The organism is Streptomyces sp. NRRL WC-3618 (assembly GCF_001280005.1).
In the GTDB taxonomy this organism is placed as follows: Bacteria; Actinomycetota; Actinomycetes; order Streptomycetales; family Streptomycetaceae; genus Streptomyces.
Window position 1 is genome coordinate 45,972 of sequence record NZ_LGDW01000085.1, and the last position, 26,331, is coordinate 72,302.

Here is a 26,331-nt window from a genome sequence, read left to right on the forward strand (position 1 = left end):
CGGTCACCGGTGGGCACCCCATCAGTCGCACTGGCGGTAGCGTCGCCATTCCTACCCGAGTGGGCGGCTACTTCCCCCGCAACTCCACCGCCACCAGCTCCGCGATCTGCACCGCGTTCAACGCGGCCCCCTTGCGCAGATTGTCGTTGGAGACGAAGAACGCCAGCCCGTTCTCCGACGTCTCGTCCACCCGGATCCGGCCCACGAACGACGCGTCCTGACCGGCCGCCTCGAGCGGAGTCGGGATGTCCGACAGGACCACCCCCGGCGCCCCCGCCAACAGCTCCGTCGCCCGCTCCACCGACAACGGTCGCGCGAACCGCGCGTTCACCTGCAACGAGTGCCCCGAGAACACCGGAACGCGCACACACGTACCGGACACCTTCAGCCCCGGGATCTCCAGGATCTTGCGGGACTCGTTGCGCAGCTTCTGCTCCTCGTCCGTCTCGAACGAACCATCGTCCACCACATTGCCCGCCAGCGGCACCACATTGAAGGCGATCGGCCGCTTGTAGACCTGCGGCTCGGGGAAGTCGACCGCCGAACCGTCATGCGTCAGCTTGTCCGCGTCGGCGACCACCTTCTGCGCCTGCCCGTGCAGCTCCGCCACACCCGCCACACCCGACCCGGACACCGCCTGGTACGTCGCGACGACCAGCGCCTCGAGGCCCGCCTCCGTGTGCAGCGGCCGCAGGACCGGCATCGCGGCCATCGTCGTGCAGTTCGGGTTGGCGATGATCCCCTTGGGCCGGTCGACGATCGCGTGCGGGTTCACCTCGGAGACGACCAGGGGTACGTCCGGGTCCCGGCGCCACGCCGACGAGTTGTCGATCACGACGGCACCCTGCGCGGCGACCTTCTCCGCCAGCGCCTTGGACGTCGCGCCGCCCGCCGAGAACAGCACGATGTCGAGGCCGGAGTAGTCGGCGGTCGCCGCGTCCTCCACCGTCACACCGTCGAGAACCGAGCCCGCCGACCGGGCCGAAGCGAACAGCCGCAGCTCGTCGATCACGAACTTGCGCTCGACAAGGATCCTGCGCATGACCGTGCCGACCTGCCCGGTGGCTCCGACGATTCCGACCCTCACGGCGACTCCTTCTGTATGGCGCTGTACAACGCTGTATGCCGCGACCGATTGCGTGACCGGCGCGTTTCCATCATGCGTCCGACCCAGGGCAACATGTCCAATTCTTTGCTCGGCATGCCCGAGGAATGGAACGGGACGCGCGCCGCACCCGGTCACGATCGTCCGGCCGCACCTCTCCTGAGCTGGAGAAACCCGCCCGAGGGGGACACTCGGACGGAAGCTGTGCGGGCCCGGCAGTCGAGGGACGGGCGCGGCGGGAATCTCGCTTCGGTAACGGTGTGACGTACGTCTCCGCCGCGGCCGAACGTTTTGGGCGCCCTCGGCGTCGTAGAGGAAACGCGGCGAGGGGGAGGGTGCTTGTGCTGCGCAGAAAGGTCCGGCGCGTCCAGGAGGACGACGCACACGGCGACCCGCTGGACGCGGTGCAGGAGCGCAGGGTCCGGGCGGTGCTCGCGCTCGGCGGCGTGCCGCAGGCGGACCTGCTGGACGGGGTACAGCAGGTCCGCCTGCGGCTGCTGGAACGCACCGCGAACGGCTACGAGGCGCCGCGTGACGTCTCGGCGTGGGCGGCGGTCGTCGCCTCCAACCTCGCCATGGACTGGCACCGGGCCAAGCGCCGCCAGGAGCGCCTGGGGGAGCGGCTGGCCTCCCTGCGCCAGCCGGCGGCCCACCCCTCCGGCGAGGAGACGAGCCTGCTCTCCCTGGCCGTCACCCGGGGGCTCGACGAGCTGCCCGACCCCCAGCGCCAGGTGCTGATCCTGCGCTTCTACGCCGACCTGCCGGTGCGCGGGATCGCCAAGGAACTGGGCATCCCGGAGGGCACCGTCAAGAGCAGGCTGCACACGGCGGTACGGGCCCTGCGTGCCCGCCTGCACGAGGACGAGGTGGTGTGACATGGCCGCCGAATACGACGGCGTGGACGCGTTGATGGCCGCGCTGACGGACGATCCGCTGCCCGAAGAGGCCCTCGCGGACGCCGACTTCATGGCTGAGCACTGGTCGGCGGCGGCCGATGTGGCGCTGCTGCGCGAACAGTTGGGGCTCATCGGGGACGCGCTGGCGTCACAGGAACACCAGGAACATACGGAGCCCACACGGGTGCCGGTGCGACAGCCGGCCCGGGTTCCGGTCCGGGTTCAGGCCCGCGTCCAGGTACGGGAATGGCAGTACTGGCGTCCGCTGCGCACCCTCGCCCTCGGCGTCGCCGCGGTGTCCGCGGCGGGAGCCCTGGTCACGGGGGCGGGGTGGCTCCTCTCGCAGGCCGGCGCGGGGGCCGAGGACTCGGGGGCGTCGTCGGCCGACTCCGCGACGTCCGCCTCACGCGCCCCGCAGAGCGGCGCCGGCACGGGTGCCAAGGACGGGGGCGGCTCGGACTCGCTGAGCCACCCGGGATACCTCGCCTGCGCCCGTCTGGTCGTCGAGGGCACGGTCACCGCCGCAGACCCCGGGCCCGGCGCCGGCCAGTACCGGATCACCCTGCGCGTGACCCGCTACTACAAGCCGGACAAGGGCCCGGCCGAGGTGACGTTCGTGAGCGACCGGGAGACCGACCCCTGGGTGACCGTGGGCGACCACACACTGATCGGTATCCCGAAGGGTGCCGGGTCCTCCGCCACCTGGACCATCGGCGAGAAACAGATCGCCGCCGAACGGTCCCTGATCACGGCCGCACTGCCGCGATCACGCACCCTTCCGTGCCACTGAACGCAAAGGGGCGGGCGCCCGGTACCAGGTACCGAACGCCCGCCCCCCATAGTCGTACTGGTCGTACTGGTCGTGCCTACCGCTACGGCGTGACCTTCTCGATCTTCACGTTGCCGATACCGGCAGCCGTGCCGTGCGCGTTCACCAGGGACACCTGGCCGAAGAACTCACGGCCGGCCGGCGCCGGGGCCGAGGCGACGATGTTGCCGGTGACGGTCGCCGAGGCGCCCGTGCCGAGCTTCACCGGGGTGTCGGCGACCTGGATGGAGCCCAGGGCGGCCGAGTAGAAGACGTCCTGGTAGTCGTACGCGGTCGAGCCGGACGGGACCGCGTAGCCGATGACCTCGACGGTGTACGTACCGGCGGCGGGCGAGGCGATGGAGACCGCCTCCTCCGAGTCACCGTCGGCGGAGGTGCCGACCACGGTGCCGGCCGCGTTGTACACGACCAGGTCCAGGTCGGCGGCCGCGTCGGAGACCTTGCCGATGGAGACGTTCAGCGTGGAGGCGCCCGCGGGCACCTCGACCGTGGTCCGCTGCGTCTCGTTGGTGGCGATGGTCGGACGGGCGGTCAGGGACGAGCCGAGCGGACCGCCGACCAGCTTGCCGTCGACCGGTGCGAGGTTGTTCGTCACCTTCCAGGAGGCGGCGATCGGCGTGCCGACCTTGGCCTCGGGAACGGTCACGACATCCGGGTCGAAGGACGCGCCCAGGACGGTGGCGTCCAGCTTGTACGGGTTGTCGAGCAGCGGCGACGTACGACGCGACTCGACCTCGACCTCCCAGACACCTGCCTGCGGGTTCGGGTACGAACGCACGTCCGGCACGCAGCCGTTGGTGTTCGGGAAGTTGCTGTAGCAGTACGGCGTGCCCGTGTCCTCGACGGCGACACCGTACGGGTGGATCGAGATGAACCGGGTCTGGCTGGTGGCGGCCAGTCCGCTGATCGCGACCTCGAGGGTCTTGGCGCCCTCGGGCACGGTCAGGAAGTAGGACTGGGTGCTGTTGCGCTGCACCGAACCCGACGCGGAGAACGTGTAGTTGACCGGCGTCGAGACCACGACCGTGGTCATGATCTGCTTGTCGATGCCCTCGGTCGTCGGGTCGTCGACCTCGAGGATCGCGCTCTTGATGCCGGCCGTGGCCGACTTCGCGGCGACCTTGACGGTGACCGGCTTGTTCAGCTCCAGCCCGACCTCGTCGGAGCCGACGATCTTGAAGGTGTGACCGGCGTTGTTCTCGAAGTGCAGCTCGTGCCGGATCGCCTTCGCGGGACCGGACGTACGCGTCACGACGATGTCGTACGTCTTCTTCTGGCCGGCCTTGAGGCCGCCCTCGCGGTCGTACAGGCCGGTGCCGAAGCCCGGCGTCTTCAGCGCCTGGTCGAGCGCGGTGTCGACCGGGGCCTTGACCGTGTAGTCGTGGGCCGGGGCGTCGGACTTGGCGGACCTGATGGACTTCCACGCGTCCACGATGTTGATGAGGCCCGCGCCCTCCTCGTACGCCTGCACACCCTTGATGTGGTCGGCGTTCGAGACCAGGGCCGTGCGGAGAGCGGCCGGGGAGAGGGCGATGCCCTTCTCCTTGGCGGCCGACAGCAGCAGCGCGGAGGCGCCGGCGGCCTGCGGGGACGCCATCGAGGTGCCCTGCAGCATCGAGTAGCCGGCCGGGAGGGTGTAGCCCGCCTGGGCGACCGGGGTGCCGGGCAGCCAGGTCTGCGTGGTGTTGATCGCGGCGCCGGGCGCGGTGATCGTCGGCGTGAAGCCGCCGTCCTCACGCGGGCCGCGCGAGGAGAACGGCATCATCGCGTACTTCTTCGACACGATGGAGTTGTAGTTGGACGCCCAGGTCTCCTTGGAGATGGACGCGCCGACCGAGATGACCTTGTCGGCCAGACCGGGGTCACCGATCGTGTTGGCACCGGGGCCGGAGTTGCCGGCCGAGATCACGAGCTGGACGCCGTAAGTGTCGATGAGACGCGTGTACAGCTCGGCCCGCGCGTTGTTGCCGTCGTTCAGCGCCGGGAGGCCGCCGATCGACATGTTGACGATGTCGACGCCACGGTTGACGACGAGATCGATCATGCCCTCGGCGAGCGCGACGTTGGTGCAGCCGGGGCCGAAGACGCAGGCACGCGACGAGACGATCTTCGCGCCGGGCGCGGCACCGTTCATCTTGCCGTCGAACAGGCTGTTCGCCGCGGTGATACCGGCGACGTGGGTGCCGTGCTCGGACGAGATGATGCCGATGTTCGCGTAGTCGGCCTTGGCGCCGGCCGCGTTGTAGACGACGTCCTTGCGGACCTCGACGACGAACGGGATGCGCTCGGCGACATCGGTCGCCGGGTTGTCCGTCCCGAAGTAGCCGATCTGGTAGCCGTCCTTGTACGCCTTCATCGGCTTGTCGTCGGTGAAGTCGTGGTTGTCGTTCACGTCGACGGTGACCGTGCCGGCGGCGGCGTTGTACAGCACGCCCCAGACGTCGGTCGTGTCGCCGTCGCGGTTGACGTCACCCTTTTCGTCGCCGTCGGCGGTGACGGACTCGGCGAAGTAGCTGAACTTGTAGTCGCCGACCGGCGCCGTGAAGTTCTCGGTGCCCTGGGTGGGCGTGGTGATGGCGAAGGCCGGACCGGAGACCGCCTTCGTCATCCGCAGCCAGCTGCCGTCGCCGTCGTTGACCGGGTCGGTGGACGTCACCCAGTCGACGATCTTGCGCTCGCCGGTGGTGGTCTTCTGGAGCGCGGGGTGCGCCAGGTCCACACCGGAGTCGAGGATGCCGATGGTGATACCGCGGCCGTCCGCCTTCGGGTTCTTCTTCACGAAGTCGACGGCGCCCGTCTCGAACGACGGGTTGTACGGGTTCTTGGCGGGAGTCTTCTTGTCCGGCGCCGCGTAGGTCTTGGTGCCCGCACTCGCCTGGGGGGCGGAGGCGGTGTCGGCACTCGGCGTCGGGTCGTCCAGCGGGATGTCCTGGCGCAGGTCGATCCCGTGCACGGAGGAGAGCTTGGCGGCGGCCTTGATGGCCGCGTCGGCCTTCGCGGTCGGGACGGTGGCCCGGACGTAGCCGACCTTGTCGAAGGTCCGGCCCACGAGGCCGCCCTGGACCGCGTCCAGCTGCGCGGCCACCTGCTCGGTCTGGCCCGGAGCGGTGGCGATCATCATCGTGACGGTCTTGTCGCCGTCGGCCTTGGCCTCGGAGAGGAGCGCGGCGTCGTCGGAGCCGAGCTTGTCGTGCGCCGACTTGACGGCGCCGTCGGCGGGGGCCGCCCCCGTCGCCGTGTCCGCGGAGAAGGCCATCGGTATCGGCCCTGCCCCGGAGAGCGCGGCCACCAGTCCGGCGGCCACGGCTATGCGCGCCAGTCGTCTCGCGCTCGTTATCTGTTCGCGCTCGGGCGTGAAGGTCATCGGCATCCCTTGTAGGTAAAGGAACGTGCGTCGAGCGGCCAGGTCGATCGACCCCGGCCGCGATCATCCGGCTGCGACCCCGGATGATCGCCCAGCTTTACTCAAGGGACAGATGTTTGGGGAAGGTTGACCGAAACGAGATGGATGGATGGGGAAAACCCGCGATCTGCCTTGAGGAGATATGGCCAGAAACATGAGCTTTCACACCTTTGTGTAACCCGGTTGGGGGGGACAGGATCGGGTGCGGTGCAGACCGGTCCGCCGCCCCGAGGCCCGAAAGGGGCCCTGGTCGGACAATTCCCCAGCCGGTTCCCGCCGGGCGGGTTAACTTCCTTGTGTGCGTACGACCTTGAGGGTGGCGGCCTACGCCGTCTGTGTCCGAAACGGCCAGATCCTGCTCGCCCGCAGCCCCGCCGACGGAGGCGGCCACGAATGGGTCCTGCCGGGCGGCGGCATGGAACACGGCGAGGATCCCTACCACACCGTCCGCCGCGAGCTCATGGAGGAGACGGGCTACCGCATCGATGTGACGGGCCTGCTGGGCATCGACTCCGTCCGCCACACGTTCACGCACCGCTGGCGGCGTCCGAGGGACCACCACGGCGTACGGCTGGTGTACGAGGGCCTGATCACCGGCGGCGAACTCCGCCCGGAGGTGAACGGTTCCACGGACCTGGCCGCCTGGCACGACCTGGACGCGGTGGCGGGACTGCGGACGGTGCGGATGGTCGACGTCGGGCTGGAGCTGTGGCGGGAGCGGCCGGTCACGGGGAGGGCCGCGAAGGCCGGGGAGCAGCCCGAGTAGCCCGAGCGGTCCAACCAGCCCGAGCGGTCCGAGCGGACCGAGCGGTCCCCGGGAGGGGTTCAGTACCCCGGCAGATGAACGCGGAGTGACCGGCTTCGGGCCGTCTGCCGTGCGGTCGTGAACGGGCGAGGTGGCCCAAGATCCACGTACGGAGATCGGTGTCGCGCGTTGCTGCCTCGTTCACGCACAGGTCATCCCTGTTGCCAAGCATCCAAGGAGAGCGGGACGTTCGCGACTGCGATCACCCGTGACCACTTCCGACGCGTTCGCACTCGGGGAGACCGCGCCATGTCGCGCACACGCTCTGTCGCCGGCTCCACGCTGGGACCCAACCGACGTACGGTACTCGCCGCGGCCGGGGCGGTGTCCGTCTCGGCGGGCGTCGGCTACGCGCTGCGGCCCAGTGACAGCCAGGCCGCCACGGTGGCCGAAGCCGCCGCCGAGGGTCCGGTGACCGTGCCCCGGCAGGCGGTGCCGGCCGGGCTCGGCCCGTTCACCCGGGGCACCACGCTCAACAACGTCTCCGCGCCCCTCGGCGCGGGCGGCTACCGGCGCCTCGGCGAGGGCCCGGCCTGGCAGCGGGTCGTACGGTCGGAACTGGCCGAGCCCCGCTCCGGCCGTGCCGCCCGCCGGACCACGATGGCGGCCTTCGTCCAGTTCACGGACCTTCACCTGACCGACGTACAGCACCCGCTGCGCCTGGAGTACATGCGTTCGGCCGACCAGGACGCCTGGCGCCCGCAGGAGGCGCTGACCGTGCAGGGGGCGACCTCGCTGGTCGAGCGGATCAACGCGTTGCGCGGAGCGCCCGTCACCGGCTCCCCGCTCCACTTCGTGATGACCACCGGCGACAACACGGACAACAACGCGCACTCCGAGCTGGAGTGGTTCATGAAGGTGATGAGCGGCGGCCGTATGACGCCGAACACCGGTGACCCGCGCCACTACGAGGGCGTCCAGAACAGCGGCCTCCCGCTCTACTGGCAGCCGGACTCCGTCACCCGCGACTTCGACAAGCGGCACGGCTTCCCGCACATCGAGGGCTTCCTCGCGGCGGCGATACGAGAAGTCCGCAGCCCGGGCCTGAACATGCCCTGGTACTCGACGGTCGGCAACCACGACTCCCTGCCCCTCGGCTGCTACGCCTCCCACAGCGACCCCTTCCTCACCGACTTCGCGGTGGGCGGCAAGAAGCTGATGGATCTGCCGGCGGCGCGCAGCAAGGCGCTCCAGGACCAGATCAGGAGCTCCCAGGACCCGAGGGGCATCGCGTTCCGCGAGCTGATCCAGGCCCACACCCGGGACCTGCGCTCGGTCACCCCGGACGAGAAGAGGGCCCCGTTCACCCGGGCGGACTATCTGAAGGCGCACCTGGACCCGGCGTACGCGGGCGTGGGCCCGGTCGGCCACGGCTACTCGAAGGACAACCTCGACGCCGGCACCCAGTACTACACCTTCCGGATCTCGGACGACGTCATCGGCATCAGCATCGACACCACCGACCCGGGCGGCCACTACCAGGGCTCGATCGGCGCGGCCCAAGTGCGCTGGCTGGAAAGGACGTTGAAGGAACAAGAGAAGGCCGGCTCGTACGCCATCGTGTTCAGCCACCACACCAGCGAGTCGATGACGAACACCCACCTCGACCCGGCCCACCCGACCGAGCGGCGCTACGACGGCGGGGCTCTCGTGTCCCTCCTCGCCAGCCACCGCAACGTCCTCGCCTGGGTGAACGGCCACATCCACCGCAACGTCATCACCGCGCACTCGGCTCCGGACAACCGCTCGTTCTGGGAGATCTCGACCGCGTCACACATCGACTTCCCCCAACTGGCCGGCATCATCGAGCTGGTGGACAACAACGACGGCACGCTCTCGCTGTTCACGACGCTGGTGGAGTCGGCGGCCCCGCACCGCACGGACTACTCGGACCTGTCACAGACGGGACTGGCGGCCCTGTACAGGGAGTTGTCGTTCAACGCGCCGGGGTCGGGGAGGGATCTGTCGGGGAGTGCGGGGGACCGGAACGTGGAGCTGGTCCTGAAGAAGGGCTGACGGCCCGGGAGTTCGGCACGGCGCGAAGGCTGAAAGTCGCTCAACCGGACCACCCCGGGCAACCTCACTCCCGCCCCTCGGGTCCCTCCCCTGGACCGACACTCGGCGAGGACGCGCCGACGGTCATGAACAAGGGGGAACGGCATGCCAGTCATCAAGAGGCAGAGCGTCAAGGGGCAGGGCAGCAGGAAGCAGGGCAAGAGGCTCGTCGGGATGGCCGCGGCGATCGCCGTAGCGGCAGGCGCGTTCGCGGCGCCCGCGATGGCGGCGGCGCCGGCTGAAAGGGGCGGCGGTCACGAGGCCACCCGCGAGGCCATGAACGCCGCCGTCCAGGACGGCGTACCCGGTGTGGCCCTCCAGGCCAAGGACCGGCACGGCGTGTGGAAAGCGACCGCCGGTGTCGGCAACCTCAAGACCAAGCAGCCGCGCAGCGCCCAGGACAACTTCCGGGCGGGCAGCATCACGAAGACCTTCATCGCGACGGTCCTGCTCCAACTGGAGGCCGAGGGGCGGGTGTCGCTCGACGACACCGTCGACAAGTGGCTGCCCGGAGTGGTCAGCGGTAACGGACACGACGGCCGCCAGATCACCCTCCGCCAGCTCCTCAACCACACCAGCGGCATCTTCAACTACACCGAGGACGAGAACTTCGTCCACGACGTCTTCCTCGCGGAGGGCTTCTTCAAGAACCGGTACCGAACCTGGACCCCGAACGAGATCGTCAGGATCGCCATGGGTCACAAGCCCGAGTTCGCCCCGGGCGCCGACTGGAGTTACTCCAACACCAACTACGTGATCGCCGGCATGGTCATCAAGAAGGTGACCGGCAACTCGTACGGCGACGAGGTCCGCCGGCGCGTCATCAAGCCGCTCGGGCTGCACGGCACGTACATGCCCGGGACGAGCCCCACCGTCCCCCGGCCCAGCAGCCGCGCCTACTCGACGCTCGCCGAGAACCCCACCGGCAAGATCTACGACGTCACCGAACTCAACCCCTCGATGGCGAACTCCGCCGGCGAGATCATCTCCAACCCCGGTGACCTGAACCGCTTCTACTCGGCGCTGATGCGCGGCAAGATCCTGCCCGCCGAGCAGCTCACCGAGATGAAGACGACCGTCGCCGCCGGGGCCGACGGACGCGACGGGCTCGGGGTCTTCGCATACGACCTGAGCTGCGGGGTCACCATCTGGGGGCACAGCGGCGGCATCCACGGTTCCAGCTCCATGGCGGTCACCACGGCCGACGGCGAACACTCCCTCGCCGTCAACTTCAACGGCGACTGGAGCGGCGGCCCGCTGGAGGTCGTCCAGGCGGAGTACTGCGGAAGCTGATCCCCGACTCGACACACGAGGACGGGCCCCCGGTCGCCCGGCGGCCCCTCCTCTCCCCTCCTGGTTCTGCCCGGTCCGTCACTACCGGGGCAGCACCACGACGTACGCCGCCGGCTCGCGGTCCCCCGACGCCATCAGAGCCGTACGTACGACAGTCGCCTGCTGGTCGATCGCCTCGCGCAGCTTGCGCGGCGTGATGTGGACGACCGTGATGCCGAGTCGCTCCAGGTGCTCGCGCTTACGGGCGTACTCCGACCACAGCGCGTCGTCCTCCTCCTGGTGACCCGGGCGCGGGGCGCGGGTGTCCAGCTCCACCGCCACCGCGTGGTCGGGCCAGTAGGCGTCGAGGCCACCGAGGTGCGGACCGCCCGGCAGGCGCAGGTCGACGTTCCATACGGGGTCCGGGAGGCCGTACTCGCGCACCATCCGGAACAGCCGGTCCTCCGCGATCGCCCGGCCCTCGGCGAGCAGGGAGTCGACGGCGTCCACGACATGCGGGCGGCCGAGCAGCCGCCCCTGGTTCAACTCCCGTACCACCGCCGCCGGTTCACTGTGTCCGCCGCGCACCGCGTCGGTCAGCAGCCGGCGTACGGCGTCGGCGTCCGTGAGACCGGCCACCGCGTCGGCGAGGGCGCGCGGGACCGGGGCGACCGGGATCCCGTCGACCAGCTCGGGCGTGGGCAGCGACGAGGAGCGGACGATACGGACGCAGCCCGTGGAGCGCAGTCGGCGCAGCCGGGGGACCAGCACGTCGAGGGTGCCGAGGGACAGCAGCGGCGGCGCGGACGAGAAACCGTGCAGGGCGAGTGCGGCGAGGCCGGTGATCATGGCCTCGGCGTAGACCGGACGGCCTCGCTCCCGGTACGGCTGCTCGGCGTCGGGCTGGGCCGGAACTCCCGTCGACGTCCGCTCCTTCGCCGTGTACAGCAGGGCCGCGTGCAGCCGCTCCTCGCTGGTGGGCGGGCCCGGGTGCAGCAGGAACACGCCCGGCAGGATCTGCTGCCAGGGTCCACCGGGCCGGCACTGTTCGTTGGCCTCGGCGGCGGCGATGCCGTGGGCCCGCAGTTGCGCGGTGGTCAGTACCCGGCGCTGTACGTGCGACAGGTGGCGGAGGGGGCGGGTGCTCGGGGAGAGCGGGGTGTTGTGGGTCATGACTCCGACTTTCCCGTGTCCGATCCGTCCGCTAACCGCTGTTACACGCCCGTTGACAATTCCGGACAAGCTCGCCCTAAAGTGCAAGCGTTCGAGTGCCGAAAGATGCTGGTCCCTCCGGGGGTTACGGGATGGGGTGCCCGGGTTCGGTAACGGTGGTTCGTTGTCGGGTGCGGGTGCGGGTGCGGGTGCGGGTGCGGGTGCGGGTGCGTGGGGGCTGGTCGCGCAGTTCCCCGCGCCCCTGAAAAGCAGGGGCTGCGCCCCATGCTTTTCGGCCCGCAGGGCCCGTGCTTAGCCCCCACCGGGCCGCACCCGACCCCTTACCTCGCCGCCGCCCCGTCGCAGGCCTGTGCCCGCAGGGCACGGGCCAGGTCGTCCCGGGACTCCAGGACCAGGCGCCGCAGGGCCGGCGCCGCGTCCGCGTGGTCCGTCAGCCAGGCGTCCGTCGCCGCCAACGTCTCCGGCGAGTCCTGGAGGGACGGGAACAGGCCCCGTACGACGTCCATGCCGATCTGGATCGAGCGGTCGGCCCACGTCCGTTCGATCACCGCGAAGTACTTGTCCGTGTACGACGCGAGAAGCTCCCGCTGCGAGCCCTGCGTGAACCCCGAGATGGTGGCCTCGACGAGGGCGTTGGACAGCGCGTCCGACTCCACGACCTGGGCCCACGCCTGTGCCTTGACGGCGGCCGAGGGACGGGCGGCGAGGCAGCGGACCTGGTGGCGCTTGCCGGACGCCGTGTCGTCGCGGGCGAGTTCGGCGGCGAGCGCCTTCTCGTCGGCGACGCCGTGCGAGGTGAGCGGTTCCAGGAACGACCACCGCAGTTCCTGGTCGACGTCGAGGCCGTCGATCTTTGCCGTGCCCTCCAGCAGCCCCTGGAGCAGCTGGAGATCGGCCTCACTGGACGCCACGGCCGCGAAGAAGCGGGCCCATGTCAGCTGGTGCTGGCTGCCCGGTTCGGCCAGCCGCAGTTCCTTCAACGCGCCCTCGGCGAGCAGACGTTCACCGGTCGCCCGCCAGTCGGGGGCCACGTAGTGGGTGAGCGCGGAGCCCGCCCAGGCGTGCAGCATCTGCAGGACGCCGATGTCCGACTCGCGCCCCGCGAACCGCAGCACCAGGTCGACGAAGTCCCGGGCCGGCATCAGCGCGTCCCGCGTCAGGTTCCACAGCGCGGACCAGCACAGGGCGCGGGCGAGCGGGTCGGTGATGTCGCCGAGGTGCGCCCGCAGCGTCGCCAACGAGCCCTCGTCGAACCGGATCTTGCAGTACGTCAGGTCGTCGTCGTTGACCAGGACGAGGTCCGGGGCCTCGCTCCCGACCAGCTCACCGACCACGGTGCGGGGCCCGTCCACATCGGCCTCGGCACGCGCGTACCGCTCCAGCACGCCGTCCGGCGAACGCCGGTAGAGACCGACCGCCACCCGGTGCGGGCGCAGTTCGGGGTGCGACTCGGCCGCCTCCTGGATCACGGCGAGCTCGGTGATCAGCCCGTCCGCGCTCAACAGCACCGCCGGGGTGAGGGAGTTGACCCCGGCCGTCTGGAGCCACGCCTGCGACCAGGACGCCATGTCCCGCCCACTGGTCTCCTCCAGCACGGACAGCAGATCGCCGAGGCGCGTGTTGCCGTACGCGTGCCGCTTGAAGTACCGCCGCGCGCCTTCGAGGAACGCCTCCGGGCCCACGTAGGCGACGAGTTGCTTGAGGACGGAGGCACCCTTGGCGTACGTGATGCCGTCGAAGTTGAGCTTGGCGTCCTCCAGGTCGCGGATGTCGGCCGTGACGGGGTGGGTGGAGGGGAGCTGGTCGGCGCGGTAGGCCCAGGCCTTGCGGTTGTTGGCGAAGGTGACCCAGCCGTTGGTGAAGCGGGTCGCCTCGACGAGGGAGAAGGCCCCCATGAAGTCGGCGAAGGACTCCTTGAGCCACAGGTCGTCCCACCACTCCATGGTGACGAGGTCGCCGAACCACATGTGGGCCATCTCGTGCAGGACGACGTTCGCCCGCCGCTCGTACGCCGCCTGCGTCACCTTCCCGCGGAAGATGAACTCCTCGCGGAACGTGACCAGCCCCGGGTTCTCCATCGCGCCGAGGTTGTACTCGGGCACGAAGGCCTGGTCGTACTTCCCGAAGGGATACGGGTAGTCGAAGTGGTCGTGGAAGAAGTCCAGCCCCTGCTTGGTGACGAGGAAGACGTCGTCGGAGTCGAAGTAGGGGGCGAGACCCTTGCGGCACATGGCGCCGAGGGGGATGTCGAGGGTCGTACCGTCGGCGAACGTACGGGAGTACGCATCGGTGACGTAGTGGTAGGGCCCCGCGAGGATGGCGGTGATGTAGGTGGAGATGGGCTTGGTCTCGGCGAACCGCCACACCCCGTCCGTGAGTTCCCCGAGCCCGTTGCTCCACGCGACCCACTCCTGGGGCGCCCGCACCTCGAACCGGAAGGGCGCCTTCAGGTCGGGCTGCTCGAAGTTGGCGAAAACGCGCCGGGAGTCGGCGGGCTCGTACTGCGTGTACAGGTACACCTCGCCGTCCTCGGGGTCGACGAAGCGGTGCAGGCCCTCGCCGGTGCGGGAGTAGGCGCACTGGGCGTCGACCACCAGCTCGTTGTCCGCGGCGAGATCCTCCAGGAGGATGCGCGTGCCGTCGAAGACGGCCCCCGGGTCGAGATCCCGGCCGTTGAGGGAGACGGCGGTCACACTCGGCGCGATGAGATCCGCGAAACTGGTGGCACCGGGCTCGGCGCACCGGAAGCGGACGGTGGTCACGGACCGGAAGGTCCGAACCCCGCCCCCGCCCTCACCGCTTCCCGTTTCCCTGTCACCCACGGCGGACCGCACGTCGAGAAACACCTCGTACCCGTCGACGGACAGCAGCGCGGCCCGCTCCCGGGCCTCGTCGCGGGACAGATTCTCACCGGGCACGGAACACTCCCTCGATTGTCATCAGTACGGCCGACCAGCACCGATCCTGCCACGCACCACTGACACCGGGCACCCGGGAATGCGACGGTGGCGCGGATACGTTCCCCCTGGAAAGAGCGCCCTTCCTTAGGAGATCCATGTCCGAGACGACCTCGACCAAGACGCCCGTCGACTTCTGGTTCGACCCGCTCTGCCCCTGGGCCTGGATGACCTCCCGGTGGGTCCTGGAGGTGGAGAAGGTCCGCGACATCGAGGTCCGCTGGCACATCATGAGTCTGGCGGTGCTCAACGAGGACAAGCTCGACGAGCTGCCCGAGGAGTACCGCGAGATGCTCGCGGTGAAGGCCTGGCAGCCGGTGAAGGTCGCGACGGCGGCCTGGCAGAAGCACGGCGCCGACGTCCTCGGCCCCCTCTACACGGCCCTGGGCACGCGCATCCACAACAACGGCGAGGGCGCGACCCTCGAGGCGATAGCCGGCGCCCTCGCGGACGTCGGCCTGCCCGCCGACCTGATCGACTACGCCGAGCAGGAGAACTTCGAGTTCGACGCCGAGCTGCGCGCCTCCCACAAGGAGGGCATCACCAAGGTCGGCCAGGACGTCGGCACCCCGGTGATCGCGGTCCCCGGTGCCGACGGCGAGCAGATCGCCTTCTTCGGCCCGGTCGTCACCCCGGCCCCGAAGGGCGAGGAGGCCGCCAAGCTGTGGGACGGCACCCTCCTGGTCGCCTCGGTCCCCGGCTTCTACGAGATCAAGCGCTCGCGGACGGCGGGACCGGACTTCAGCAACCTGTAGGCGAAGCCGGGTACGGGGCGGCCCCCGCGAGTCATGTCCTCGCGGGGGCCGCCCGTCGTTCCGCCTGCCCTCGTGTCCGGTGAGAAGACGATCACGAGGCAGGACGCTTCATAGCCGAAGTTTATTGCACATAGCTTGCAACTGCGTGCTAACAATAAAAAGCCCCTCGTGTGACGCGCACGAGGGGCTTTTCGTCGCCGACGAGGAACCGGCTTACGGACCGTCTGGGGATCGGTCTACGCGGCGACGGACGTGTAGTGCGAGGCGTCCCCCGTGATCGAGTAGCTCTCCTTGCCCTCGATGCCGACCGGGATGTCACCCGCGATGGTCACCCGGTGCAGGCGGCGCGGGAGGCCGTTGTAGTTGTCGATGGCGTAGTGCTGGGTGATGCGGTTGTCGAAGAGGACGAGCTGGTTCGGCGACCAGCGGTGGCGCAGGATGTTCTCCGGGCGGGTGACGTACGCCTGGAGCAGGTCCAGGATCTTGCGGGACTCGGTGACCGACAGGCCGACGATCCGCTGCGCGAACCCGCCGATGAACAGCCCGCGTTCACCGGTCAGCGGGTGGACACGGACGACGGGGTGGGCCGTGCGGAACCCGATGGACGTGAACTGGGCGCGCTGGGCGGCCTGTTGCTCGTCGAGCGCCTCGTCCGGCACCGCGTAGTCGTAGTCGTTGGTGTGCTCGGCCCACAGGTTGTCGGCCAACCGCCGCAGGGGTTCCGGCAGATCGCGGTAGGCGGCGGCCGAGCTGGCGATCAGGGTCTCGCCGCCGTACGGCGGGATCGTGATGCTGCGCAGTGTGCTGGCCTGCGGCGGGTTGAGGACGAAGGTGACATCCGTGTGCCAGTGGTTGGCGGCGCGGCCCCGCTCGCTGTCGACGGGCAGGATGTTCGGCGCGCCGTCGACGGACGGCACGGTCGGATGGGCGGTGGTGAGCTCGCCGAAGTGGCGTACGAAGGCCTGCTGGCCCTCGTCGACGAGGTTCACGTCGTCGAAGACCAGGGCCTTGTGGACGTTGAGGGCCTCGCGGAGAGTGGCGACCTGCTCCTCGTCGAGGGGCTTGGAGATGTCGACGCCGAAGACGCGGGCGCCGATGTTGGCGGTGATCTTCTGGATGTCGATGCCGGTCATGTGCTGGTCCTTTCAGACGAGGGCGGGGGCGGACGCGGAGACGGAGGTGGGGCTGACGTACTGGTTCGCGGGTCGCGGGAGGCCGTACCTCTCGCGCAGGGTCTGGCGCGGCCCGTACTCGCTGCGGAGCAGACCGCGGGCGCGCAGGATCGGGACGACGTGGTCGACGAAGGCCTCGAGCCCGGAGGGCAGCACCGCGGGCATGATGTTGAAGCCGTCGGCGGCACCCCGGGTGAACCAGGTCTCGATCTCGTCGGCGACCTGCTCGGGCGTCCCGGCGAAGGTGAGGTGCCCGCGCCCGCCGCCGAGTCGCCCGATGAGCTGCCGTACGGTGAGACGCTCGCGCCGGGCCAGTTCGACGACCAGGGTGTACCGGCTCTTGGCCCCCTCGATCGCGCTCTCGGGCGGCAGGTCGGCCGGCAGCCGGGCGTCCAGCTCCAGTGTCCCGGCGGGGAGTTTCAGCAGACCCTCCAGGTTGGCCACACCGTGCGTGTACACGATGTGGTCCTCCAGGATCTGCTCGTTGGCCAGCGCCTCGGCCTCCGTCGAGCCGAGCACCGGGACGATGCCGGGCAGCACCTTGATGTGGTCGGGGTCGCGACCGCCCGCCGCCGTACGGGACTTGAGGTCGGCGTAGAAGGCCTGCGCGTCCTCGACGGTCTGCTGGGCGGTGAACACGGCCTCCGCGTACCGGGCCGCGAACGCCTTGCCGTCCTCGCTCGACCCCGCCTGCACGAGCAGCGGGTAACCCTGGGGCGTACGCGGCACGTTGAGCGCGCCCTCGACGCTGAAGTACGTCCCCTTGTGCCGGGGCGGATGGACCTTCGTGTCGTCGCCCCAGACGCCGGTGGCCTTGTCGCCGATGATCGCGTCGTCCTCCCAGCTGTCCCAGAGCTTGAGGGCGACGTCGAGGAACTCGGCGGCCCGGGCGTACCGCTGGGCGTGGGCGGGCTCCGCGTCGAGCCCGAAGTTCCGGGCGGCCTCGGCACCGGCCGTGGTGACGATGTTCCAGCCCGCCCGGCCACCGCTGATGAGGTCGAGCGAGGCGAACTTGCGGGCCAGGTTGTAGGGGGAGTTGTAGGACGAGGAGGCGGTGGCGATCAGACCGATGTGCGTGGTCGCCGTCACCAGGGCCGTCAGCAGGGTGAGTGGCTCCAGCGCGCCTGCCGGACGCTGCGCGACGCTTCCCCACAGCTGGGGACTGTCGGCCAGGAACAACGAGTCGAAGGTGCCACGCTCCGCGATCCGGGCGAGCCGTACATAGTGATCCAGCTCGACATGGGCGTACGGGTCGCTCTCGGGCAGCCGCCACGAGGCTTCGTGGTGGCCGGTGGTCATGAGGAAGGCGTTGAGGTGGAGCTGGCGGGTCATGGGTGCTGCGTCCTTTGCTCTGGACAGGTGCGGGGAGGGCTGGAGATGTGGGGGAGGGTCTGCGAACGCCGTGCACTTTCAGCCCGTCCGGCGATTGAGGACGAGGCCGTTCAGGCCGACAGTGGGGGTCTGGGGGCGTGCAGCCCCCAGGGATGGGACGGGTAGGGGCGGCGGGGGCGAGACAAGGGCGCTCACCGGACGTCCGACGTCACCCCCAGAGCGCCCAGCAACACCTGTCGGTACTCTTCCCGCGGCCGTTCGTGATCGACGACCAGGTCGACCCGGATCCGCCCCTCTTCCAGCACCAGCACCCGATCCGCCAGCACGATCGCCTCATCGACGTCATGCGTGACCAGCAGCACCGACGGCTGATGCCTCCGCCACAACTCCCGAAGCAGCGCATGCATCTTGATGCGCGTCAGCGCGTCCAACGCCCCGAACGGCTCGTCGGCGAGGAGCAGTTCGGGTTCCCGGACCAACGATCGGGCCAACGCGGCCCGCTGCGCCTCGCCGCCGGACAACTCGCTGGGCCAGGCGCGTTCCCGCCCCTTCAGGCCCACCTCCGCGAGAGCTTCGCGGCCCTTCGCGGCAGCCTCCTTGCCTTCCGTCCCCAGCAGTACGTTGTCCAGCACCCGGCGCCAGGGCAGCAGCCGCGAGTCCTGGAAGACCACCGACACCCGCTCGGGGGCGGTGAGTCGCCCACTGCCCTCGACCTCGTGATCGAGGCCCGCGACCGCCCGCAGCAACGTGCTCTTGCCGGAACCGCTGTGCCCGAGCAGAGCCGTGAACTGTCCGGCCGGGATGTCGAGGTCGATGCCGTCGAGGACCTTGCGCCCGCCGAACGACCGGGTCAGGCCCCGGAGTCGGACGGCGGACCGGTTCGTCAGTTGCTCAGTGTGCGTCGCCATGACAGCACCCTCCGTTCGATGAGACGGACCGCGCTGTCGGACACCAGGCCGAATATGCCGTAGATGACCAGGCCGACGAGGATGACGTCGCTCTGGCCGTAGTTCTGGGCCTGGAACATCAGGTAGCCGAGTCCGCTGGTGGCGTTGATCTGCTCCAGGACGACCAGGCCGAGCCAGGACCCGGTCACGCCGAGCCGGAGTCCCACGAAGAATCCGGGCAGCGCGCCGGGCACGACGATCTGCCGGACGAACTCGAACCGCGACAGGCCCTGCACCTCGGCGAGTTCGACGAAGCGGCTGTCGATGCCGGACAGCGCGGCATGCGTGTTGAGATAGATCGGGATGTAGACGACGATGGCGATGATCGCGATCTTGAACGTCTCGCCGATGCCCAGCCAGAGAATGAACAGCGGGATCAGGCCGAGGGCCGGGATCGCCCGGTTGAGCTGGACCGTCCCGTCGATCAGCGCCTCGCCGACCCGGCTGAGCCCGGCGGCCAGCGCGAGCAGGATGCCGCCGGCCAGCCCGATCGCGAAGCCGGAGGCGGCCCGCCGCACCGAGGTCAGGATGTCGGCCGGCAGGGTCCCCTCGGTCCACAGCCGGACGCCGGTCTTCAGCACGGTCCAGGGCGCCGGAATCGCGGCCGGGTCGAGCCGTCCGGCGGCGGACGCGGCGGCCCACAGCGCGATGACGAGGGCCGGCCCGATGAGCGGAGCGGCGGGCAGCCGCTTGCCCGGCGAGAGCCGGCGCCGCCTGCGAACCTGCGAGCCGCTCCCCTGGCCGGCCGAGACGGGCCTGTCGGGCTCGACAGGTGCGGTGGCCTCGGCGCCGGCGGAGGCGCCGGCGGTCACGGCGGTCACCGCCGGTACTCGGCAGCCACGGACTTCGCCGCGATGCCCTCGAAGCGGTGGTCGAAGAGCGAGCTCACGTCGAACTTCTTCACGAAGCCGCCCTCCGCGAGCAGATCGGCGGTCTCCTGCTCCCAGGCGACCGCCTCGGTCCAACTAGGCGGAAAAAGCGGCTTGTTGGCGAGTTTGGTGATCCCCTGCGCCTGGGGGAGGGTCAGGTTCTGCGTCTTCACGTAGAACTCCTCGTTCCAGAGACCCGGGTGCTCGTACGTCCACACCTGGCCCTTGGCCCAGTACGGGATGTACGCGGCGACCGCGGCGGCCTTCGCGGAGTCGTTCAGCACGGAGACCGGCGCCCACAGCAGGTTGAGCAGATCGACCACGTCCGTCTGGATACTGCGGGCGCCCTTTGCGCCGTACTGCTGGAAGTACGCGGGCGCCTGGCTGATGGCCAGCGGCGCGATGTCCACCTGGCCCGACTGCAGAGCGGTGAGGAACTGGTTGCTGGTCAGCGGGACGAGCTCGACCCCGTCGTACGCCAGTCCTGCCTTCTGCAACGCCCGCAGAAGTACGACGCCTTGGGCCTGGCCCTGGGAGAAGGCCAGCTTCTTGCCCTTGAAATCCGCGACCGACCGGATGTCGCTGCCGGGCTTGGTGGCGAACAGATAGTTCGGCTTACGGGTGACATTGATCGCGACGATTTTCGCGTCGTATCCCTGGAAGTGCGCCTGGATCGGCGGAATGCCCGCGTTGTTGGCAAGGTCGAGGGAACCGGCGCGGAAGGCGTTGATGACATCGGGACCGGCGGAGATGTTCTCCCAGCTCGACACCTTGAACGGCAGATCGCCCAACTCGGCCAGCTTGAACTGGAGTTGCTGCGTGCCCGCATACGAGGAGATCTTCAGGCTCGTACCGGCCGGAATCCTGTCGGCGAGCGGGGCGGTCGAGATGCCCAAGGTGTCGGCGGCGGCGCTGCTGTCGGCGCAGCCGCTCAACCCGGCGACACCGGCCGCGGCGCCGAGCAGGGAGGTGAGGAAGAGCCGTCGGTCGACTGACATGGGAGTACTCCGTGAGGTCGAAAGGCACGAATGCATGCGGAATTCGGGCGCGACAAGGCCCGGAAAACGGAATTCACGCAGAAAGACCAGAAAGGTCAGAAAGAGATGAGCGCTTCACACGTGGCAACGTGTCAGCAACAGTGGCGACGTGTCAGCAACAGAGGGTGCGACAGCTCACGAAAGGGCTCATGAGAACGATGTTCCAGGTCATGCGTGGTCCCTGTCAACATTCGGAGTTTCTGAATTAAATAGCGTCAGGTGAGACGGCCAGTGGATCCCGGTACAGCACATCGAGCGCCACCGAACCGCCCGCCACCGCGAGCACCGAATCCGGGAAACTCGTCGGCACGACGGAGCCCGCGCGTTCGGCGCCGACCTCTTCGCGCAGCGCGGCGAGGCAGTCCTCGCGGTGGATGACCCCGACCTCGGTCACCACCACCCTCTCCGGATTCAGCACATCGAGCAGCAGCCGTGTCGCCCGCCCCACGGCACCCGCCCGCCGCACCAGCAGGCCTACGGCAGCCGGGTCGCCCCCGGCCGCCGCCGCGACCACCCGCATGGGGTTCGTGCCCGCGACAACACCCGCCTCCCGCGCCCGCCGGCACAGCGTCCGCTCGCTCAACTCGGCCTGCAGGCACCCCGTACGCCCGCAGTCGCACACCTCCGTCCCGCCCGGCACCGGCAGATGGGCGATGGCGCCCGCCTGGGAGCGCGGCCCGTGGTGCACCTCGTCGTTGGTCGCGAACGCCGCGTCGACCACATTGCCGACGAACAGATGCAACACGCTCCCACCGCCCGGCGCCGCCCCGAACAGCCGTTCCGCGTTGACCAACGCCCGCGCGTGCCCGTCCACATGGACCGGCAGCCCGGTGCGGCCGGCGAGCGCCTCCCGGACCGCCACGTCCCGCCAGCCCAGCAGCGGGTGCTCGACGACGGTCCCTGACTCCCGGTCCACCCAGCCACCCACGGCCACGCCGACACCGAGGGCCCGGCAGCGGGGTACGCCGTCCAGCAGCGCCCGCAGCCCCGCCGCGGCCCGCTCCAGGACCCATCCCGGCTCCGTACGCTCGTGCTTCAGCTCGCGCCGGGCCACGACCCGGCCGCGCAGATCGAGTAGCGCCACCGTCGTGTACGGCACGGCCACGTGCACCCCGGCGACCACGAGCCGCGAGGCGTCCAGATCGACGGGGACATGCGGACGCCCCACCCCGTTGGAACGCCGGGGCACGGACTCCTCCCGGATCAGACCGAGTTCGGTGAATCGAGCGCAGTAGTCCGTCACCGACGCCGGCGACAGCCCGGTCAGCCGGGCGATGGTGCTGCGCGCCACCGGCCCGTGCGCCAGCACGGACCGCAGGACGACACTCGCGCTCGTCCTGCGCCGGTCGGAATCGGCGGCGCGAGGCACGCGGAACGAGGAGGGGGAAGGAGAGGTAAGGGTAGGTGCCGTGGCACGGGGCATCGCGATCATCCTCGGGGAACAGGTCCGACACTGCGCCGTCTCAGGAGGACTCGGGGAGCCGCGAAGGCAGGCTCAGGGAGTCCTGTGGAGCGAGGCGCGCCGGAGCCGCCTCACCCAGGGCGGCGACAGGTGGCCGTGCCCACGCGTCGCAGGTCGACATGGCGACGCGACGAGAAGTACCGGGACTGGGCGACCATGCGCTCGAAGCTAGCAAAACGGGCGGACCCTGCACAGACGACGACCGACGGGCGAGACGGCACATGTCCATACCGGAGCCGGACACCGCCATGACGCAGCCCGGGCCACGTCCGGTGCCGGGGGCTTTACAGGCCATGTGGGCCACCGACAGGACAATGGCCGGATTGGCGGAACCCTACAGAGCCCGCCCCGCGCCGCTCCGTAGCCCGAACCACCTCACCTCAGTGACCGGCATCACCCCGAACCGGGTGTAACCGCCACCGTTTGTTCGGAGCCCACCAAACCGCCGTCGCCCCCTTTGTCGAGCGCTGACGGTGATCGGCCCGAAACGCTGGGATAGCGTCACGATGTCCCTGCCGCCCACATCCCCGCGGAGTTCCCATGGCAACCGCCGTCGCCACAGCCCGCCCCGGCCAGGTCCTCGCCGACCTGCTCCCCGCCTCCCGCGTCCGGGACGCCGCGCTCGTGCTCGGCGGCGCCGGGCTCGTCGGGATCGCCGCCCAGATCGCCGTCCCCGTGCCCGGCTCGCCGGTGCCGGTGACCGGGCAGACCTTCGCCGCGCTCCTCGTCGGTACCGCGCTCGGCGCCGGCCGCGGCCTCGCCGCCCTCGTCGTCTACGCCCTGGCCGGTCTGGCGGGCGTGCCGTGGTTCGCGGAGGGCGGCTCGGGCACGTCGGGGTCCTTCGGCTACATCCTCGGCATGCTGCTCGCGTCCGCCGCCGTGGGCGCGCTGGCACGGCGCGGTGCCGACCGCTCCGTGCTGCGCATGGCGGGCACGATGCTGCTCGGCGAGGCGATCATCTACGCCATCGGCGTCCCGTACCTCGCCCTGGCCGCGGACATGAGCGCGAGCGCGGCGATCGCCGCCGGCCTCACACCGTTCCTGCTCGGCGACGCCCTGAAGGCGGCCCTCGCGATGGGCGTGCTGCCGACGGCCTGGAAGTTCCTCAACCGCTGACCCCCGCGGTTTCCGCAGTTACGTAGCTCCGCGGTTCCGTACGGATGTCGAGGAGAGGAGATCCGGGATGCCCACACGGCATCCCGGATCTTCCGCGTTCCCACCCGGCTCAGACCTGCGGCTGCTGTCCGGGCCGCCGCCGCGACCACCACATGCCCGCCGCCCCGGCCGACAGCAGCGCGGCGCCGACCGCGCCGAGCGGGAGCAGTTCGCGCCCGGGGCCGGTCCTCGGCAGTTTGTCCGCCCCCGGTGCCACCGGCTTGTTGTCGGTGCCGAGCAGCAGCGGGGTGGCCGGGGCGTTCGGTGACGGGTTGTTCGTACCGAATGGGACCGGGCCCTGCTGCCAGTACGTCTTCGCGCCGTCGGCGGTCTGGACGGGCAGACAGATCTTGCCGGTCTTGCCCAGATCGAACGTCGCGTCGACGTCGTACGATTTCGACTTACCGGCCGCGAGATTACCGACAGCGCAGCTGAAACCGCTGTTCGAACCCTTCGGAAGATCTCCTGCGGCAATCTCCGAGCAGCCCTGAACGTTCTTGACCGTCAGGCCGTCGAATCCGACGACCAAAAACCGGACAGCGCCGCTCTCCTTGCTCCCTTCGTTCTTTACCGTGGCGGTAAGTTCCGTTTCTTTCGAACTGTTGTCGACCGAGATGCTCTCGGGCAACTGTGTGGTCAACTTGACGCCTGTCGGCGCCGCGTCAACGGCCTTTCCCCCCTTGCTGCTTCCGGGCCCCTGGTCATCCGCGCTGGCGGTGAAGGAAAGGATCATCACGGCCGAGAAAGATGCCGTGAGCAGCGATCCCGCGATGACCGTCGTGCGACCAGAACTCATGTTCGTCCCCCTTGGATCCCCCTGGACCGCGCCTGAATTCGCGGTCCATGAAGAGGTACCACAAGATTTCCCGCCACTATGCTGGTACGGCACGAAGTGTGACCATTGTGGTTCTGGTGGGGCGCGCGTTGAGGGGGTGCAGGGTATTGCGGGGGAATATGAGCGGCGGTGCTCCAGGTCTGATGGTGACGGGCCGATATCGGCTGGTCGAAAGTATCGGTCAGGGGGGAATGGGGCGGGTGTGGCGGGCGGTCGACGAAATCCTTGACCGGCCGGTGGCGGTCAAGGAAATGCGGATCGACGGACTCGATGTGGAGGACACCCGAACCCGCCGCGAACGCACTCTCCGCGAGGCCAGGGCGACGGCCCGAATCGACCACCCGAACGTCGTGCGCGTGTACGACGTCGTGGACGAGGGTGAACGCCTGTGGATCGTCATGGAGCTGGTCGCGGGCCGCTCCCTCGAACAACTCCTCGCCCAGGACGGCCCGTTGAGCCCGGGCGACGCGGCCCGTGTCGGCCTCGGCCTGGTGTCGGCACTCCGCCAGGTGCACGCCGGGGGAGTGCTGCACCGCGACATCAAACCGGGCAACGTCCTGCTGGAACGACGCGACGGGCGGGTCGTCCTCACCGACTTCGGCATCGCGGCCATCCAGGACGCGAAGGCCCTCACGATGGTCGGCATGCTTGTGGGCTCCCCCGACTACATGGCCCCGGAGCGCGTGTCCGGCCGGCACCAGGGCCCGCCGTCCGACGTGTGGTCCCTCGGCGCGACCCTCTGCGCGGCACTGGGCCGCCGCTCCCCGTTCGCCCGTGAAACGACCCTGGCGACGCTGCACGCGGTCCTGTACGAGGACCCCGAACTCCCGGTCGAGGCAGGTCCGTTGCGCGATCTCCTGGCCGCGCTCCTGGCGAAGGAACCCTCGGCCAGGCCCGCACTGGAGGACGTGGAGCGGGCACTGCGGCCGGTGGCGTTCCCGGAGCCGGAGCAAGGGGAGGGCACGGGAGAGGAGCCGGAGCCGCAGACCGCCGAGGCACCGGAGATACCGGACGGACGGCCGGAAACGGCGCCCTCGACCCACGTACACCCGCACGAGGACGCACCCACGCCCGTGTACCTGGACGCGTCCCTCGTCACGGCCGCACGACAGCCACGGGAACAGCCCCCGGCGGAACCGGAGGAACAGGCGGAACCGGCGGAACCGCAGAGGGAGCAGGAGGCGCCCGAGCCCCCGCGACTACCGCCACCGCCACCGACGGACGCGGTCCCCGCCGGGCGTACGTCCGTCACCCCGTTCCTGGGAACGCCTGCCCCCGAGGCATCCAACGCGTCCACCGAAGTCCCGTCCGAGATGCGGTCCGAGGTCGGTTCGGCGATCCCCACCACCCGTAGCGCCGGAATCTCACTGATCCGCGAACAGCCGCACCCGGACACGCAGGCACGTGTGCGAGCGCAGGCGCAGGCGGTGACGGAGAGGCGGCCGGCGGAACAGCACCTGCGGCAGCGGGCGTTGGGACCGGACCCGCAGCAGGCGTCCGGCCTGCCGACGGCCACGCGGACACCGCCACCACAACCGCCGCCCGACCCCCAGGGAGGCCGAGACCCACGCCACGGCCGCCGCCGGGTGGGCATGGTGCTCGCCGGTGTGCTCACGGCGGGGGCGGTGGTGGGCCTGGTCCTGGCGGCGACGGCAGGCTCACCCGGCGACCGGAACAGGGCGAATCCGGGATCCTCGCCCGAGACGTCGACCTCGGCGCCGTACGAGCCCGCGACCCCCCGATCGGCAGACCCGACCACCCTCGAACCCACCTCCGACCCCACCCCCGAACCCACTGTCGAAGGCACCTCGCGCCCGCGCAGCCTGCCGCCCGGCGCGCACGAGGAGTCGGGCGGATACGCGTGGGCGACGCCCAGGGGCTGGCGCCGGGACGTGAAGACGGGCGCCGAGGTGCACTACACGTCTCCCGGCGGCGGGCAGGAACTCCTCGCCAAGTCCTCCCTGGCCCGGGGCGAGTTGCTGGGGACCTGGGAGGAGTCGGAGCGCAACGCCCGGCAGGGCAAGGACTACACGAAGATCACCTTGGCGGAGACGACGTACCAGGACCACCCCGCGGTCGTCTGGGAGTACACCTTCACCCTGGACGGCACCCACTGGCACGCCAGGCTGCTCGGCTTCGACGTGGAGGGGAAGTCGTACCAGATCAGCACCTGGTACCACCAGGAGATCGAGGACCAGGCGGTGCGGACCTACGAACAGGTGAAGGAGTCGTTCACCGTGCTGTGAACGACTCCTTCACCCGCCGCGGGCAA

At 69.9% G+C, this 26,331-nt stretch carries 19 protein-coding genes; 8 read left to right on the forward strand and 11 right to left on the reverse strand.

Annotated elements, in window-relative coordinates; all coding sequences use genetic code 11:
• Positions 1-67: 67 nt before the first annotated feature.
• Positions 68-1,087 (reverse strand): aspartate-semialdehyde dehydrogenase, encoded by a 1,020-nt coding sequence (locus tag ADL01_RS11330; RefSeq protein ID WP_053741809.1) that lies wholly within the window; start codon positions 1,085-1,087, stop codon positions 68-70.
• Positions 1,088-1,440: 353 nt separating this feature from the next.
• Here ADL01_RS11330 and ADL01_RS11335 point away from each other — a divergent pair, with 353 nt between their 5' ends.
• Entirely contained in the window at positions 1,441-1,980 is a 540-nt protein-coding gene (locus ADL01_RS11335) for a sigma-70 family RNA polymerase sigma factor (RefSeq protein WP_199834800.1), read from the forward strand.
• A gap of 1 nt (position 1,981) precedes the next feature.
• Positions 1,982-2,791 carry a hypothetical protein gene (locus tag ADL01_RS11340; protein WP_053741811.1) on the forward strand — a complete coding sequence of 270 codons (810 nt, stop codon included), beginning with the start codon at positions 1,982-1,984 and terminating at the stop codon, positions 2,789-2,791.
• An 82-nt stretch (positions 2,792-2,873) separates the two neighbouring features.
• Here ADL01_RS11340 and ADL01_RS11345 read toward each other — a convergent pair whose 3' ends face one another.
• Complete coding sequence (locus ADL01_RS11345; RefSeq protein ID WP_053741812.1) at positions 2,874-6,194, reverse strand: S8 family serine peptidase; 3,321 nt, start codon at positions 6,192-6,194, stop codon at positions 2,874-2,876.
• A gap of 337 nt (positions 6,195-6,531) precedes the next feature.
• Here ADL01_RS11345 and ADL01_RS11350 point away from each other — a divergent pair, with 337 nt between their 5' ends.
• The 3 genes from ADL01_RS11350 (at position 6,532) to ADL01_RS11360 (ending at position 10,386) form a co-directional block, all read left to right on the forward strand.
• Positions 6,532-6,999: an NUDIX hydrolase gene (locus ADL01_RS11350; protein WP_199834801.1), complete on the forward strand. Its 468-nt coding sequence runs from the start codon at positions 6,532-6,534 to the stop codon at positions 6,997-6,999.
• 288 nt (positions 7,000-7,287) lie between these two features.
• Positions 7,288-9,054 (forward strand): TIGR03767 family metallophosphoesterase, encoded by a 1,767-nt coding sequence (locus tag ADL01_RS11355; RefSeq protein ID WP_053741814.1) that lies wholly within the window; start codon positions 7,288-7,290, stop codon positions 9,052-9,054.
• A gap of 144 nt (positions 9,055-9,198) precedes the next feature.
• Positions 9,199-10,386, forward strand: coding sequence for a serine hydrolase domain-containing protein (locus tag ADL01_RS11360; RefSeq protein ID WP_420719704.1), 1,188 nt, complete (start codon positions 9,199-9,201; stop codon positions 10,384-10,386).
• 81 nt (positions 10,387-10,467) lie between these two features.
• Here the strand turns inward: ADL01_RS11360 and ADL01_RS11365 are convergent, their stop codons facing one another.
• Together ADL01_RS11365 and pepN are read right to left on the reverse strand one after the other, a co-directional pair.
• Positions 10,468-11,538 carry a hypothetical protein gene (locus ADL01_RS11365; protein ID WP_053741815.1) on the reverse strand — a complete coding sequence of 357 codons (1,071 nt, stop codon included), beginning with the start codon at positions 11,536-11,538 and terminating at the stop codon, positions 10,468-10,470.
• A 320-nt stretch (positions 11,539-11,858) separates the two neighbouring features.
• Positions 11,859-14,456 (reverse strand): aminopeptidase N, encoded by a 2,598-nt coding sequence (gene pepN / locus ADL01_RS11370; RefSeq protein WP_053741816.1) that lies wholly within the window; start codon positions 14,454-14,456, stop codon positions 11,859-11,861.
• Between the two features lie 137 nt (positions 14,457-14,593).
• Between pepN and ADL01_RS11375 the strand changes: the two genes are divergently transcribed.
• Complete coding sequence (locus tag ADL01_RS11375) at positions 14,594-15,250, forward strand: DsbA family protein (RefSeq protein ID WP_053741817.1); 657 nt, start codon at positions 14,594-14,596, stop codon at positions 15,248-15,250.
• A gap of 236 nt (positions 15,251-15,486) precedes the next feature.
• On the opposite strand, the gene ADL01_RS11380 is transcribed toward ADL01_RS11375, so the two are convergent.
• From ADL01_RS11380 to ADL01_RS11405, 6 genes are all read right to left on the reverse strand, one after another.
• Positions 15,487-16,383, reverse strand: coding sequence for a TauD/TfdA dioxygenase family protein (locus ADL01_RS11380; RefSeq protein ID WP_053741818.1), 897 nt, complete (start codon positions 16,381-16,383; stop codon positions 15,487-15,489).
• Between the two features lie 12 nt (positions 16,384-16,395).
• Positions 16,396-17,754 (reverse strand): LLM class flavin-dependent oxidoreductase, encoded by a 1,359-nt coding sequence (locus ADL01_RS11385; RefSeq protein WP_053741819.1) that lies wholly within the window; start codon positions 17,752-17,754, stop codon positions 16,396-16,398.
• A gap of 191 nt (positions 17,755-17,945) precedes the next feature.
• The gene (locus ADL01_RS11390) at positions 17,946-18,662 is read right to left on the reverse strand and encodes an ABC transporter ATP-binding protein (RefSeq protein WP_053741820.1); all 717 of its coding nucleotides are present in this window, start codon (positions 18,660-18,662) and stop codon (positions 17,946-17,948) included.
• Complete coding sequence (locus ADL01_RS11395) at positions 18,638-19,522, reverse strand: ABC transporter permease (RefSeq protein WP_420719705.1); 885 nt, start codon at positions 19,520-19,522, stop codon at positions 18,638-18,640. The genes ADL01_RS11390 and ADL01_RS11395 overlap by 25 nt, the downstream gene beginning before the upstream one ends.
• Entirely contained in the window at positions 19,519-20,568 is a 1,050-nt protein-coding gene (locus tag ADL01_RS11400) for an ABC transporter substrate-binding protein (protein WP_053741821.1), read from the reverse strand. The genes ADL01_RS11395 and ADL01_RS11400 overlap by 4 nt, the downstream gene beginning before the upstream one ends.
• A 244-nt stretch (positions 20,569-20,812) precedes the next feature.
• Positions 20,813-22,030, reverse strand: coding sequence for an ROK family protein (locus ADL01_RS11405; protein WP_053741844.1), 1,218 nt, complete (start codon positions 22,028-22,030; stop codon positions 20,813-20,815).
• 579 nt (positions 22,031-22,609) lie between these two features.
• Between ADL01_RS11405 and ADL01_RS11410 the strand changes: the two genes are divergently transcribed.
• Positions 22,610-23,185, forward strand: a complete 576-nt coding sequence (locus ADL01_RS11410; protein WP_053741822.1) for a biotin transporter BioY — start codon at positions 22,610-22,612, stop codon at positions 23,183-23,185.
• 109 nt (positions 23,186-23,294) lie between these two features.
• Here ADL01_RS11410 and ADL01_RS11415 read toward each other — a convergent pair whose 3' ends face one another.
• Positions 23,295-24,020 (reverse strand): hypothetical protein, encoded by a 726-nt coding sequence (locus tag ADL01_RS11415; RefSeq protein WP_053741823.1) that lies wholly within the window; start codon positions 24,018-24,020, stop codon positions 23,295-23,297.
• A 230-nt stretch (positions 24,021-24,250) separates the two neighbouring features.
• On the opposite strand from ADL01_RS11415, the gene ADL01_RS11420 reads away from it, so the two are divergent.
• Positions 24,251-26,305, forward strand: a complete 2,055-nt coding sequence (locus ADL01_RS11420; protein WP_420719706.1) for a protein kinase domain-containing protein — start codon at positions 24,251-24,253, stop codon at positions 26,303-26,305.
• Positions 26,306-26,331 lie beyond the last annotated feature (26 nt).

Bases quoted from the DNA above. Each gene is read 5' to 3' on its own strand.
- ADL01_RS11365 (WP_053741815.1), bottom strand. From the start codon at position 11,538: ATGACCCACAACACCCCGCTCTCCCCGAGCACCCGCCCCCTCCGCCAC.
- ADL01_RS11385 (WP_053741819.1), bottom strand. From the start codon at position 17,754: ATGACCCGCCAGCTCCACCTCAACGCCTTCCTCATGACCACCGGCCAC.
- ADL01_RS11380 (WP_053741818.1), bottom strand. From the start codon at position 16,383: ATGACCGGCATCGACATCCAGAAGATCACCGCCAACATCGGCGCCCGC.
- ADL01_RS11360 (WP_420719704.1), top strand. From the start codon at position 9,199: ATGCCAGTCATCAAGAGGCAGAGCGTCAAGGGGCAGGGCAGCAGGAAG.
- ADL01_RS11390 (WP_053741820.1), bottom strand. From the start codon at position 18,662: ATGGCGACGCACACTGAGCAACTGACGAACCGGTCCGCCGTCCGACTC.
- ADL01_RS11415 (WP_053741823.1), bottom strand. From the start codon at position 24,020: ATGAGTTCTGGTCGCACGACGGTCATCGCGGGATCGCTGCTCACGGCA.
- ADL01_RS11340 (WP_053741811.1), top strand. From the start codon at position 1,982: ATGGCCGCCGAATACGACGGCGTGGACGCGTTGATGGCCGCGCTGACG.
- ADL01_RS11405 (WP_053741844.1), bottom strand. From the start codon at position 22,030: ATGCCCCGTGCCACGGCACCTACCCTTACCTCTCCTTCCCCCTCCTCG.
- ADL01_RS11355 (WP_053741814.1), top strand. From the start codon at position 7,288: ATGTCGCGCACACGCTCTGTCGCCGGCTCCACGCTGGGACCCAACCGA.
- ADL01_RS11375 (WP_053741817.1), top strand. From the start codon at position 14,594: ATGTCCGAGACGACCTCGACCAAGACGCCCGTCGACTTCTGGTTCGAC.
- ADL01_RS11400 (WP_053741821.1), bottom strand. From the start codon at position 20,568: ATGTCAGTCGACCGACGGCTCTTCCTCACCTCCCTGCTCGGCGCCGCG.
- ADL01_RS11420 (WP_420719706.1), top strand. From the start codon at position 24,251: ATGGGGCGGGTGTGGCGGGCGGTCGACGAAATCCTTGACCGGCCGGTG.
- ADL01_RS11345 (WP_053741812.1), bottom strand. From the start codon at position 6,194: ATGACCTTCACGCCCGAGCGCGAACAGATAACGAGCGCGAGACGACTG.
- ADL01_RS11410 (WP_053741822.1), top strand. From the start codon at position 22,610: ATGGCAACCGCCGTCGCCACAGCCCGCCCCGGCCAGGTCCTCGCCGAC.